This is a genomic window from Stieleria mannarensis (assembly GCF_014154935.1).
Classification (GTDB): Bacteria; Planctomycetota; Planctomycetia; order Pirellulales; family Pirellulaceae; genus Stieleria; species Stieleria mannarensis.
On record NZ_JACEHH010000002.1, the window covers coordinates 323,146 to 336,070 of the forward strand.

9 protein-coding genes are annotated in these 12,925 nt (G+C 60.9%); 5 read left to right on the plus strand and 4 right to left on the minus strand.

Annotation, left to right across the window (positions count from 1 at the left end; all coding sequences use genetic code 11):
* Positions 1–284 precede the first annotated feature (284 nt).
* Both H1B37_RS02580 and H1B37_RS02585 read left to right on the plus strand, forming a co-directional pair.
* The gene (locus H1B37_RS02580; protein WP_182865040.1) at positions 285–569 is read left to right on the plus strand and encodes a hypothetical protein; all 285 of its coding nucleotides are present in this window, start codon (positions 285–287) and stop codon (positions 567–569) included.
* 186 nt (positions 570–755) lie between these two features.
* Complete coding sequence (locus tag H1B37_RS02585) at positions 756–1,406, plus strand: hypothetical protein (protein ID WP_182865041.1); 651 nt, start codon at positions 756–758, stop codon at positions 1,404–1,406.
* Between the two features lie 270 nt (positions 1,407–1,676).
* Here the strand turns inward: H1B37_RS02585 and H1B37_RS02590 are convergent, their stop codons facing one another.
* The gene (locus H1B37_RS02590; RefSeq protein ID WP_182865042.1) at positions 1,677–3,440 is read right to left on the minus strand and encodes a hypothetical protein; all 1,764 of its coding nucleotides are present in this window, start codon (positions 3,438–3,440) and stop codon (positions 1,677–1,679) included.
* A 1,060-nt stretch (positions 3,441–4,500) separates the two neighbouring features.
* On the opposite strand from H1B37_RS02590, the gene H1B37_RS02595 reads away from it, so the two are divergent.
* Positions 4,501–6,144, plus strand: coding sequence for a S41 family peptidase (locus tag H1B37_RS02595; RefSeq protein WP_286177324.1), 1,644 nt, complete (start codon positions 4,501–4,503; stop codon positions 6,142–6,144).
* Positions 6,145–6,426: 282 nt separating this feature from the next.
* Here H1B37_RS02595 and H1B37_RS02600 read toward each other — a convergent pair whose 3' ends face one another.
* The 3 genes from H1B37_RS02600 to H1B37_RS02610 all read right to left on the minus strand — a co-directional run bounded on the left by H1B37_RS02600 (position 6,427) and on the right by H1B37_RS02610 (position 10,085).
* Positions 6,427–7,188, minus strand: coding sequence for a polyprenol monophosphomannose synthase (locus tag H1B37_RS02600; RefSeq protein WP_286177325.1), 762 nt, complete (start codon positions 7,186–7,188; stop codon positions 6,427–6,429).
* A gap of 418 nt (positions 7,189–7,606) precedes the next feature.
* Positions 7,607–9,157: an ExeA family protein gene (locus H1B37_RS02605; protein ID WP_182865044.1), complete on the minus strand. Its 1,551-nt coding sequence runs from the start codon at positions 9,155–9,157 to the stop codon at positions 7,607–7,609.
* Between the two features lie 124 nt (positions 9,158–9,281).
* A complete protein-coding gene (locus tag H1B37_RS02610) occupies positions 9,282–10,085 on the minus strand; it encodes a hypothetical protein (RefSeq protein WP_182865045.1) in 804 nt (267 codons plus the stop codon).
* Positions 10,086–10,228: 143 nt separating this feature from the next.
* Between H1B37_RS02610 and H1B37_RS02615 the strand changes: the two genes are divergently transcribed.
* Positions 10,229–10,894, plus strand: coding sequence for a phosphoribosylanthranilate isomerase (locus H1B37_RS02615; RefSeq protein ID WP_353620761.1), 666 nt, complete (start codon positions 10,229–10,231; stop codon positions 10,892–10,894).
* 514 nt (positions 10,895–11,408) lie between these two features.
* Entirely contained in the window at positions 11,409–12,755 is a 1,347-nt protein-coding gene (gene ahcY / locus H1B37_RS02620; protein ID WP_182865047.1) for an adenosylhomocysteinase, read from the plus strand.
* The last annotated feature ends 170 nt before the right edge of the window (positions 12,756–12,925 follow it).

Consider the following 12,925-nt stretch of genomic DNA (forward strand, 5'->3'; position numbering starts at 1 on the left):
CAGAATGATGAGGTGCGTGTCGACGCCGGCGCAACGTCCGCTCCGATGAAGTAGCTTATCGGGCAGCAGCAGGTTGACGCAGCGACGCGCACCGGAACGTAGAAACTGCCGAGGAACCACCTTCTGGCGAAGGTAGCTACGGTTGTACGACGAGATGCGATGATGCTTGTAGAAGGGGGCAAAGCTTCGCGCGGACTGATCTTTCCTCCTGCCGTCGGGTCTTCGTAACATTCCGCTTTTGTGGACAACGGTGTCACGATATTACGGACCAAGGAGGATTGGAGATGTTTCGGACGCTTGTGATTTTGGGAGTGTTGGCAGTGTGCGCCTTCATGGCGGGGTGGTTCACGATCCAACGTGATGAAAACGAGACGACGATCCGATTCAACCGGGATGAAATTCGCGCGGATACGTCCAAAGCGATCGCGAAGGGACGCGAGTTGTTGGAAAACGGTCGCGACCAGCAAGCCGAGGACGACGGTCTGTTTCACCAGCAAGCGACGCGTCCGGCACCGCCCTGGGAGCAACCGTTTCTTGATGACGCATCTGCTGCACCGCGGCAGTACTAGGCTTTGTCCCTAAACGCGTAGCGGAAGCCGCCAAGGCTTTCGACTCGCAACAGTCCACGCGGGAATAGCCGAAATTCTTGGCGAATTCCGCTACCACATACGCCCCTTGCCGGGGGAACATTTGGTGACAAATGTTCTACAATGGGGCAGGACTCCTTTGATGACGCCTTGCCCCGAGTATCGCTTGTGACCAATGATCCGTTTGCCGTTCCGGAAGACGAGCCGAATCCCTTTGCCAAGCGTCCTGTCGTGTCCAGCGCCGGCGCCGATCCTGCGCTGAACCCCTATGCTCCAACATCACACGTCTCCGACACCGAGGGACTGGAGTCGGACATCGAATCCTTTCGGCGACGTTATCTGTCGCATGAGGCGTCGGTCCAATCGATCGGCACGCTGTATCTGATTCCGGGTGTGTTGTTGGTCGGGCTGTTTCTGATGATGGCGGGGTTCGTGGTTTTTGAACTCCTCGCCCAAGGCGGGAACGGGATGGGGTTGATGGAGGGTGTGGCGGTGACCTCGATCTACGGCGGGTTGGGGCTCATCCAGATTTACACCGGGTTGGGGCTGCGCCGGTTCAAGATCGGGGCGCGACGTTTGGCGACGTTCTTTGGGGTCATCGGACTGCTGGCGTTCCCGTTTGGCACCATCATCAACGGTTACATTCTGTACCTGCTGCAAAGCCAAAAGGGGAAGGTGGTGTTTTCCGAGGACTACCAGGATGTGATTCGCCGAACGCCGCACATCAAGTACCGGACGTCGTTGATCGTCAAGATCTTTGTCGTGATCCTGGTGGTGTTGCTCACGCTGGGGTTTGTCGCGGCGTTTGTGGGCGTCTAGTGCTTGCGGGATTGGATCCGTGATTTCGAATAGACCATGATCATTTTGACGGTGCAGGAGAGGAGGACGGCGATCATAGGATCGAATTCCTGTGGAGGGCGAGGGAGAGTGGAGCGGGAAAAAGATCCGCTCATTCTCGCCAGGAGGAGGGAAACCTGTGAGAATGAGCGGACCCGGCAGTTGGAGTCCGAATCAAAGTGCCTGCCGGCAGGATGGATAAGACCGGCTTGATTCGTCGTGTTTACCGAACGCGTCTCGGACGTCTGTCAGTTACCGCCGTTTCGAATCGTTCTGAGTTCCTCGATTTCGGGCAACCTCAGTCACGTCGTTTAGGCGATCGGAAAGATCATCAAAGACACCTTGGGCCACGTCGACCCACTGCCACAACGTGGCGCCGGCCTGGGCGAGCTGCTCGGGCGTGAAGGGTTTCGCCGTACCCTCCGCCGGTAGCTGCTCTGCGGCCTCGGCTCGCGCCAACAATTTAGCTCCAATCCCCGGGATCGGTTTCGCGGGCCCGGCGTTGACCGGCCATACCAGGGCCAGTTCGCTTGCGACCTGCGACGCCACTCGGTCACCGCCCACCACCAGCGATGCCAACCGTTTTCCGACCCGGGTTGGTCGGAGCCATTGGTCAGTCACGTTTGCGTCTTCCATCGCAACGCTGACCTGCCAGATCAAATCTTCCAACATGCAATCCGGAGACCCGACCAATCCGGACGCTTCCTCAACCAACACTTCATCTTCCGCCATGGGCTCGACCGGCGGGGGCACCACGGGAGCGACTTCGGCGACGATCGATTCGGGCTCGGCGGGCGGCTGGGGCTGCTCGGTGCCGCCGGCCGCTTCCTCGGCCGCAATCGGCTCAATTGGCGGAGGAACCAAAGGAACGATTTTGGCGACGACCGCCTCTGGCTCGGCGGCCGGTTGGGGTTGCTCCGCACTATCAACCGCGCTGGCAACCGTTTCCTTTTCCGGCTCTGAAACTTCACTCGGTTGCTTGACGTCGCTGTCGGGCGGCAGGGCGGCGACGCGTTCTTCGGCCGGCCACGCGCTCTTGGCCAGCGGGCTCCAGCCGGACTCCCGCATGTGTCCCAGCGAATGGATGCAGAACGGTTGCAGTGAAGGCGAGAACAGCCCGTCGGTCCAGACGACTTCGGGCTGCTCAGGGGTGTCTCCTTGGGGGGCGTCTGCGGCGACGTCGATCTCGGGAGACTGAGGCAGGTCTTCGGCGGCCAAGTCGTAGGGCTGATACGCTTCTTCGATGGTCGCGATGATGGGAGAGCTTCCGACCAAGGGGGCGGCGACCGGAAGGCGATGATCCACGTCCCGATCGGCAGCGGCGACGGCATCGGTCGGTCGGTCCGCCACTTGGCCGTCGAAGTCGACGACGGGAACAAACTCACTGAAGGCCCCGTTTCCGAGCCCGGCGACGAAGGCTTTGCTGTGGTCGAACCAGGCCTGGAAGGCTTTGATTTCCGTCGGTGTATGACTTCCGTCAGGACCGACCATGGCGAAGGGCTCGGTCCACTGCGCCAGCGGGATCGGGTTGCCGGCCGACGCGGCAGCGGCGATCGTGGCCAGCGTCGCGTTGAATTGGCTGGAGGTCCGCGATGCCGAGGGTTTACTGACCGCCACGGCGTCTTGATCGGCGTCTGGCTCGTGGGTTTCGTCGGCGGATGGTTCGGTGTGTTTGTCTGCCGGATCGGTGGTCGGGGAATCGTGTTGCGACGCTGCTAGAAGGTTTGTCAGGTAGGTGTCGTAGTTGCAGGTGTCGATCGTCAATTCGTCGTCGACCGAGACGGTCAGGAAGGTTGCGGCCGGCGGCTGGGCGGGCTCGTTTCGATTGGCCAGGGCGGCTTTGCGGAACGTGGTTTGGGAGAGGTCTTCGACCCAGCCGCACAGGTCGCCGCTGTCGTGCGTGTCTTCAGCCTTCAAGGAGTGTGAGGTTTCGGCGAACCCTGCAGTGGTCGCCGTGAGAAGACAAAGTAGCGCGTAACGGCGAAGCCGTTTTCGAATCGATCGAGATATGGTCATCGTGACTTGCTCCTTCCTAAGAAGGACTCCATCCGTGCTGGATCTGGGAATTCCATTGGCGACGTGCGAGTGGCAATCAGATGTGGGGGCACAAGCACTAGTCGTGTCTGGAAGAGACACGTTCCATCCCTAATGCTTTGTCATCCTTCGATCGAAGGATGCTGACCGAATCGCGATCGCGTCTGACTGGGAGTCCTTTCCTGAATGAAACGGGGTGTGGTTGGGCGGGAAGTGGTTCGCGGTCGAACCGTGTTCATGAGGCCTGCCGAGGCAGGTGTCGTCCGAGTCAGCGACGGGGAAGCATTGCCGCTTGGCGACATAGACCACTATCGGAAGCTTTGCGTTCTGGGGCCCCTGATGTGGCTGGTAAAAGTTTGAGATTCAAGTGAACACGTCGGGTTGTGACGGCGGGAGGTGGTGTACGGAAATCTCTGGTTTCAAGTTCCAGGTTGCGAGCTGCAGGGGCGGAGGGCAGGAGGAGAGGAGACAGAAAAATTGGGGGCAGAAAAATGGCAGGGACGAGGAAGGCAAGAAAATGGGTGACAAGAAAATGCCAAGGGGAAACCCAAAACCTGAAACCTGACGACGCGCCGTTTTGACTTCGGGGTGGACAGTGCGTATTTTTGGTTTGCCGCCGGATGTGCGGCTCAAAGGAATCTGAGGCCATGGCAGCGACTGAGTTGCTTTCTGCGTAGGGAACGCATGGTGGGCCGCGAGAAAATCGAGATCTATTGGAAGATTTCTTTTCGTCGCAACTGAACCAGCCGGTTCAACCCGAACGCTTCGTGTCAAAGCGTAGCGATCGCGAGGTTTGGCTGGATTACCCATCAAACGGTTTTTTGACCGGGCATCTTTTGTGACCTATATTCGCGTGGCCGCTCACTGTGGGTGTCTCGCGCGGCCGTTTGGCGGACCTGTCGTTTCCCGGCCGGTTCGTCGTCCTTCCCTCCCCTCCTGAAGGCACCCCATGGGCCGAATCGGTATGCCAATCACTGCACGGGTTTTTCAGTCGCGACCGGTCTGTCGACAACCAATCACAGCGGTCACGTTGACGTCTTCGATGACATTGCTTTGCCTGTTCGCACTGATGATTTCCGTCAGCGTGACCGCAACGGCGCAGCAACCGTTGTCGGTCGACCCCGCCGCAGAGCCGCTGCAACAAGACAGCCTGGCCCGCTCGATCGACGAGGGGGCGTTATTGGAACGTGAGCGACGTTGGATCGAAGCGGTCCGCCACTACGAGCGGGCGTCGCGTGAGTTTCCCGATTCGCGTCACATCTACCAGCGTCTGGTGATCAGTCGGTTGCACTATGACGTCAACCGCCGCTACGCCGACACCAGTTTCGTCGACGCGGCCCATTCGATGAGCGTGTCGCAGGCGTTGGATTTGTATTCGGAAGTGTTGGCCAACTTGGACACGCACTACGTCGAATCGGTCGACTGGTCGCGGATCTTGTTGCACGGGACCGCGGCACTCGAAATCGCGTTGACCGAAGACCGGTTTGTTCAAGACGCGTTGCCGAGGAAAGACCCCGCGGTGTTGCACGACTTTCAGCAAACGATTCATCGCCGGATCGCCGACCGACCGTCGACCAACCGTTTCGACCTGCGAGCCACCGTGGCGTATGTCGCCGAAGTGGCGCGTCAGGACATCGGGCTCAGTCCGGCCACGGTCGTACTGGAATACGTCAGCGGTGCGATCTCGACGCTCGACCCCTACACACGACTGCTTTCCGGCGATCAGCTGGACGACATGTTCTCCAACATCGAAGGCAACTTTGTCGGCCTGGGGATCGAATTGGAGACGGATGAGAACTCGCTGAAAATCTTGTCGGTGATCCCCGGCGGACCGGCCGAGGAAGCGGGGTTGAAACCGGGCGAGCGGATTGTGCGTGTCGAACAGGCCGAGACGGATGTCGCGGATCCCGAAGTCGCCGCCGACTTGTTACGCGGCCCCGAGCACACGTATGTTTCGATTTCGTTGGTCAATCGTCAGGGTGAGCGACGTGATTTGAATATCCAGCGGCGGCGCGTCGAGGTGCCGTGTGTGGAGAACGTTCACTTGGTCGATCCGGTCGCTCGGATCGGTTACCTGCGTCTGACCAATTTTCAAAAGACGACCACCCGCGACGTCGAGCGTGCACTGTGGAGTCTGCATCGCCAAGGCATGCGGGCACTGGTGTTGGATGTCCGCGGCAACCCCGGCGGATTGTTGTCCGCTGCGGTCGAGGTCGCCGATCGTTTCTTGAGCAACGGACGGATCGTGACGACGCGTGGGCGCAACTCGCGAGAAAACTTTGACTACGTCGCCCACCGCCCCAACACCTGGGACGTTCCACTGGCCGTGTTGATTGACAGCGACAGTGCCAGTGCGAGCGAAATTTTCGCGGGGGCGATTTCGGACAGTCGCCGCGGGATCTTGATCGGCCAGCGGAGTTACGGAAAAGGCAGCGTCCAGGGAATCTTTCGGATGCAGACGGCCAAGTTCGGACTGTGCCTGACGACCGCCAAGTTCTATTCGCCCAAAGGCACCGCGATCAGCCAAAACGGTGTGATGCCGGACGTCAAAGTGGACTCGCCCTACATCGCCGCACGTCCCAACGATCAGGGACAGGTGACGTTGGACCATGAAGATCTGGTGCTTCAGCAAGCCGTGCAAAAACTCTCCGCGAGCAACAATCTGATCAGCCAGCGGACGCCCTGAGTGGCGCGGCCGCTCAAGCGTCGGCCGGTCGTTCGTAGCGGAAGCCGCCAAGGCTTTCGCTCGTCCTGTTCGACACCCCTCGCCCAGGTTTCACGCCTCATCCTCCGATGCCGTTTGGTTTGTCAGGTCGAGGGCGAGGCGGATAGTCTCTTTGTGTTGTGAACGGTGAGGATGATCGCCGAAAGTTCCGTGAGGGGAGACCGAAAGCCTTGGCGGCTTCCGCTACGGGACCGAAAGCCTTGGCGGCTTCCGCTACGGGACCGAAAGCCTTGGCGGCTTCCGCTACGGGACGTTGGGGTTGCGGCGGAGGGTGATCGCCAGTCGCAGCATGAACCGCACGGAGCGGAGGGCTTCTTTGAAGGTCAATTTACTGTGTCCGAGTTCGCGCTCGGTGAACGTGATCGGGACTTCGACCATCCGCCGGCCGTCGCGATGCAGTTTGACCAACAATTCTTCCAGCACGGCGTAGCCGGTGCACTGCAGTGAGTTCAGGTTCAGGGCATCCAGGGCGGAGGTTCGATAGCACCGCATCGACCCGCTGCAGTCCTTGACGGGCAGCTTTAGAAAGCCGGTCGCAAACCGGTTGACCAGCTTGCTCATCAATCGGCGCCGAATCGGCCAGCCGACGATCTTGCCGCCCGGGACGTAGCGTGAACCGATCACGACAGCGACCTCCGGTTGGTCTCGCGCGACGCGGACCAGATCGGGCAACTGTGCCGGATCGTGGCTCTGGTCGGCGTCCAGATTGACGAAGAAACGATAGCCCTGGGCGACGGCATATTTCATCGCATCGACAATCGCCGACCCCAACCCACGTTTGTCGCGACGGACGATCAATTCGATCCGGCGATCGGTCTGCTGCGCCTCGCGAACCAGATCGGCGGTCCCATCGGGGGAGTTGTCATCGACCACCAGCAGGCAGGCGACGGGAAAGGCGCGTCGCAATCCGGTCAACATCGCCTGGATGTTTTGTGATTCCTGGTACGTGCAAACCGCGATCAACAGGTCGTTGGGGGGCGATGGAGGGGGGGTGGAGTCGTCCAAGACGATTGGCAATGGGGAGGAAATGGGGCGTGGTTGTCTTGATGGGACGTCGATTGATTGATTGAGTGACGGATTTGATCGTCGCGGAAGTCGTCAAGACTGTTCGCGGCGCGGGCCTTCTCTGGCGTTTGCTTGCTGCGCAAACGCCGCCTCTCCCCGAGGGAGAGAATCGATGCAGCGTGGCAGATCCTACCGTAATGGAATCGACGTCACTTGAAGATTAAAACCACCGCGATTGCATGGCAAGGGAGAGGAGCCGGCGGATTGCGGCGTCGATCGCGCAAAAAAGAAAACGCACCTTTGAAAAAAGATGCGTTTCATGCAAGTCGTCTGGTGGCAACCGGACCGGTGGCAACCGGACCGGTGGCAACCGGACTGGTGGCAACCGGATTGGGGCGGTGCGTTGTCTCCCGGCCGGTTAGGCCTGGTTTCGCATCTTTTTCAACATCTCGCGGTAGTCCACGCTCAGTTTGGGTGCGTCGTGTTCGGACGGCTGGTCGACGCGGTGCGAGGCGACTGCCGAGGCCGGTTTGCTGCCCTTGCGATCCACGTCGATGTCTTCGGTGATCCACAGCAGGTCGGTGTCATCTTGTCCGGCCGGGGATTCGTCGGCGTCGTTGGCGTCCGGTTCGTCGTACCAGACCACGCTGGGAAAATCGCCGACCGCCTCCGATGCCGCTTCGTCCGCCAGTTCCGCAGTCGGTTCGGTGCCTGCCGATTCGATACTCGCAGCGGAGTCATCGGCATGATAGTCGGCGGCGGGTTCCATCCCCGGTTCTTCGAACACGGCTAGCGAGTCGAATTCGGTGTAGCGTGAGGCGGTGTTTTCGGACACGAACTGGCTGAGCCCGACGATTTGTGAGTGCAGCATCGTTTCCAGGTCCGTGCCGACCGGCGCGATCGGCGCGGGCTTGGCCTGGGCGACCCCCACCTCGATCTTCTCTTCGTCGTCGAATTCTCCGAACAGCGTGGCAGGATCGGTCGTGACCGGGGCCTCTTCGGAATCACACTCCGGTTGCGGATCGGCGTCGATGATTGCTTCGGCCGCCTCGCTCGCCGTTTCGGCCGGGTGGGTGATCGGCATCGGATCGCTCAGTTCGCCGAACTCGACGACCGAGCTTTCCATTTCGATCCGCGGTTCGTCGATCATCGGGCTGGGCAGTTGCTGCAGGCTGGCCCAGGCTTTATCGATGGTGTGTTCGTTGATCAGGGTTTCGTTGAGTTCGGCGGCGCAGTCGATCGCTTCGGTCATCAATTGATTGATCAAGCGGGGCACGCCGCGGGTGGCATGGTAAATCGCCGAGATGGCTTTGTCGGCGATGGTTTCATCGGCCGGTGCACCACAGACTTCGATCGACTGGCGGATGTATTGCCGCGCCTCGTCGCCGTTCAGCGGGTGCAGGTAGCAGCGAGCGGTGACTCGTTGGACGAAGGCTTCCAGCGAGGGCGCGGTCAGGGTTTCGTCGAGTTTGACGCCGCCGGCGACGACGGCGCTGACCATCGGCTGGCCGTCGCGCATCAAATTGGTCAGCCGTCGAATGGCTTCCAGGACATCGGCCGACAACGAAGCGGCTTCGTCGATGATCAGCACCGCGCCATGTGGCTTGGCGTCGTTGCCGCAAAGACGTTCGTGGATCATCCATTCAAATTCATCGCGTTTTCCCGTTTGCAAGGGCACGCCGAGGCGATGGAGCAGAAAGCGATAGAACGAGGTTTCGTCGGGGATCGGTGTTTCACCCAGAGCGATGACATCGTGCGTGGCGGCGAATTCTTTGGCCAACAATGCGCAGACAAGCGACTTGCCGGTGCCGGGCGGGCCGATCACCAGCGAGATCGCTTCACGAGCAAGAATGCTGCGTGAAACGCGGGAGAAGGTTTCCAACACCGGCCCGACCGAGACGAAACGATTGGCGGAGGGAAACGCTGGGAAGGGAGGCAAAACGAAATCGTGCTCGAAGTTCTTCATCATTCGATCGTGTCCGAGAGGGTGGTGGCGGTGGGGACGCATTTGGCGAAAGCGATCCCTCCAATCGGAATAATCGGCAGAATCTAACGCGAACGTGAGCACGATCTTCGTATTCTCGCCGATGGCATCAGATCCAGACGGCCAGGGCGCTGATCATCGCCAGCACGATCACGCCGGAGAAGGTTCCGATGCGAGCCAACACGCCGCCGGGTTGTTCGCCGAACGAGGTGTTTTTGCGGAGCGGGGCGAGTGCCAGCCAATGCATGTAGCCGCAGGCCGCCGCGATTCCGAACAGGAAGGCGCAGTGGAACGCCAGTTGGGGCCAGCTGGCCGGGGTGACCGCGTCGAAGACGATCGGGGCGCTGGCGGTCCGTGCCTCGACCGCTTCCATCGACGCCACCGCCGTGGCTTTGACGGTCGACCAGTAGGCTGAATCGGCCGCGGGTTTCGTGGCGGCGGCCGCCGGCGGTTCGGCGGGGGCGTCAAGCGGCGACGCGACCGGCTGCACATAGGCCGCCATTTGGACGGCGTCGTCGGGAACGTCCCATTCCATTTCGTAGGACGCCGTGGTGACGGTGTCGGAGATGGTGGCGGTCATCGGGGTGCGGGACGCACGTTTGACCGGTCGCGGGATCGGCTTCGCTTCGGCCGCCGCCGGTCGGCTGTTCTCGTAGAATTCGGCCACTTCCTTTTGCCACTTCGCGGTCACATAAGCCGGGTGCGACTCGGGCGTGGCCCACCGACGCAGTTTTTGTTTCAGCTCGTCCAGGCTAGGATCGTTGACCGCGATGCTGTACGTTTTCCAGCCCTGGTCGGCCATGTTGCAGCGGACGATTTGTCGCGGTGCGTCGCGTGGCCAAAGGGCCAGAGTGATAACGAACGTGGCGGCAAAGGCGAGTGCCAGGTCGACGATGTTGGATCGATCTCTCATCGCTGGGATGGCTCCGAATGGCTGTGCACGTAGGTGAAAAGGGGCTCCGTCGATGGAGCATGACGTTTTCGACTTATCGACATCGCCCGGCCGAGTGGCCAGCGGAAGTGTTGCGGTTTGTTAGGTTTGGATCGATCGCTCGGGTGGCAACTGTGTTTCGGACAAAAATCTGTGGAGTTCGGCTGGCCGAAGACGTTCGCGCGGTCGACCAATCGGGCGGGGACGCGATCGGGTTGAATTTTTTTCCCGACAGCGTTCGCTATGTCGATCCCGGCGACCCAGCGACCGGATCGTTGTCCGAGTTGGCCGGCCGGCTGGGGCTGCTGCGCGTCGGTGTCTTCGTCAACGAGTCGGCCGAGGAAATGGAACGGGTCGCCCGCGCGGTCGGACTGGACGCCATCCAGCTGCACGGGGACGAAAGCCTTGAGGTCGCCGCTTCGTTACGGCAAGCGGGCTGGAGTGTGTTACGAGCGATCAAGCTGCCTCGCGGGCCCTTCACTGCAGAACTGATGAGGGAGCGATCGGCGCCTTGGATCGAGATCGGTTGTCATCTGTTGTTGGATGTGGACGCCGGCGCCGCGCACGGCGGCAGCGGCAAGACATTGGATTGGCCTTCGGTGGCGGCTTGGGCGCAGGCCAATCCGTCGATCGGCTGGACACTCGCCGGCGGTTTGAAACCGGAAAATGTGCGGCAGGCGATCGATGCGACCGGAGCCGTCTCGGTGGACACGGCCAGCGGGGTGGAGTGCCCACGCGGCGTCAAAAACGAAGGCCGCATCCAGGCGTTCATCGCCGCGGCAAGCGGTTGAGCGGGGGACGCGTCAGGTGGGGGCAGAATGATGTGGGGCAGAATGATGTGGGGCAGCGGGTTGGCGGTACGACGTCCTTTCTAGGTCATCGCGGTGAGTCCCACGGACGACCGCCCGGAAGGGCCGTCGCACCGGGGCGTTGAGAATGGGGGCCAGCGTTGGTGTCGAGCCTTCAGGCGATTTTCCGTCGCTGCTTGGCAGCGAGGGCGACCGCCCGGAAGGGCTGTCGTACTTGGGGCAGAGGCCTGGATCCGACTTTCTGGCGAGGCCCGGTGACCAAAAAACGATCCCTCGCTACACTACGCGGTTCAATCGAGTGGGATTTACCGGCGGGTGCCGGAGCTCGATTCGGCTGTCCTCGATGCGGTCGCCTGTGCGATCGAGTGCCCAGAGCGTGCGAGGGGACGGCCGGCAAACGCGTTCGGGGAGCGCGTGCCAGCGGGAGTCCCTGTGGTAGGTTCGTAGCCCCTCATACGTGAGTGAATTTGATTCACCACACTTTAGGAGTTTACCCGTGTCGCAAGTCGATACCGAACGATTGCCTTACAAGGTCAAAGACATCTCGTTGGCCGAGTACGGCCGCAAAGAGATTAATCTGGCCGAAACCGAAATGCCGGGTCTGATGGCGCTGCGCGAGAAGTACGGCAAGTCCAAGCCGCTCGCCGGGGCTCGGATCGCTGGCTGCCTGCACATGACGATCCAGACCGCGGTCCTGATCGAGACGTTGATCGAGCTGGGCGCCGAGGTGACTTGGAGCAGCTGCAACATTTTCAGCACCCAGGATCACGCCGCCGCGGCGATCGCCGCCGCCGGCGTCCCCGTCTACGCTTGGAAGGGGATGACCGAGGAAGAGTTCGACTGGTGCATCGAGCAGACGTTGACGTTCCCGTCGGGCGAGAAGCTGAACATGATCTTGGACGACGGCGGTGACTTGACCGCGATGGTCCACGATCGCTTCCCCGAGTTGTTGAAGGACATTCACGGGATCAGCGAAGAGACGACCGCCGGCATCCACCGCCTGGAAGTGCTGAACCGGTCCGGCAAATTGCAGGTCCCGGCGATCAACGTCAACGACAGTGCGACCAAGAGCAAGTTCGACAATTTGTACGGCTGTCGCGAATCGTTGGCCGACGGCGTCAAGCGGGCCACCGACGTGATGTTGGCCGGCAAGGTCGCCGTGGTTTGTGGCTACGGAGACGTCGGCAAGGGATGTGCCCACAGCCTGCAACGCTACGGATGTCGCGTGCTGGTGACCGAGATCGATCCGATCAATGCCTTGCAGGCGGCGATGGAAGGGTTCGAAGTGACCACGATGGAAGAGGCCTGTAAGGAAGGCCGTCTATACGTCACCACGACCGGCAACAAGGACATCATCCTGGGCGAGCACATGAAGCAAATGCCCGAGGACGCGATCTGTTGCAACATCGGCCACTTCGACACCGAAATCGATGTGGCGTGGTTGGAGAACGAAGTCGAGCAGGGACGGGCGACCAAGGACGAAATCAAGCCGGCCGACATCGGCGCCGTCGACCGTTACACGTTCAAGGACACCGGCCGCAGCGTGATCATCCTGGCCAAAGGCCGCCTGGTGAACCTGGGCTGCGCCACCGGTCACCCCAGTTTTGTCATGAGCACCTCGTTCACCAACCAGGTGCTGGCCCAAATGGAATTGTGGGGCAGTCGAGAAAGCAAGTCCTACAGCACCGCGGTCCACATGCTGCCCAAGCAGCTGGACGAGGAAGTCGCCCGGCTGCACCTCGGACAGCTCGGCGCCAAATTGACCCGGCTGTCCAAAGAACAGGCCGAGTACATGGGCGTCGACGTCGACGGCCCCTTCAAGCCGGATCACTACCGGTATTGATTTCGGGTTTCAAGTTCCGGGTTTCAAGTGTCAAGTTGCTCGGAACCTGAGGTTTGGAGATTCACCGACTCGCCGCAGGGCCTTGCCTTGCGGCGAGTTTTTTTATGGGGCTGGCGGGGGAGTTGGGAGTTGGGAGTTGGGAGTTGGGAGTTGGGAGTTGGGAGTTGGGA

Bases quoted from the DNA above. Each gene is read 5' to 3' on its own strand.
- H1B37_RS02580 (WP_182865040.1), top strand. From the start codon at position 285: ATGTTTCGGACGCTTGTGATTTTGGGAGTGTTGGCAGTGTGCGCCTTC.
- H1B37_RS02590 (WP_182865042.1), bottom strand. From the start codon at position 3,440: ATGACCATATCTCGATCGATTCGAAAACGGCTTCGCCGTTACGCGCTA.
- H1B37_RS02595 (WP_286177324.1), top strand. From the start codon at position 4,501: ATGACATTGCTTTGCCTGTTCGCACTGATGATTTCCGTCAGCGTGACC.
- H1B37_RS02605 (WP_182865044.1), bottom strand. From the start codon at position 9,157: ATGATGAAGAACTTCGAGCACGATTTCGTTTTGCCTCCCTTCCCAGCG.
- H1B37_RS02610 (WP_182865045.1), bottom strand. From the start codon at position 10,085: ATGAGAGATCGATCCAACATCGTCGACCTGGCACTCGCCTTTGCCGCC.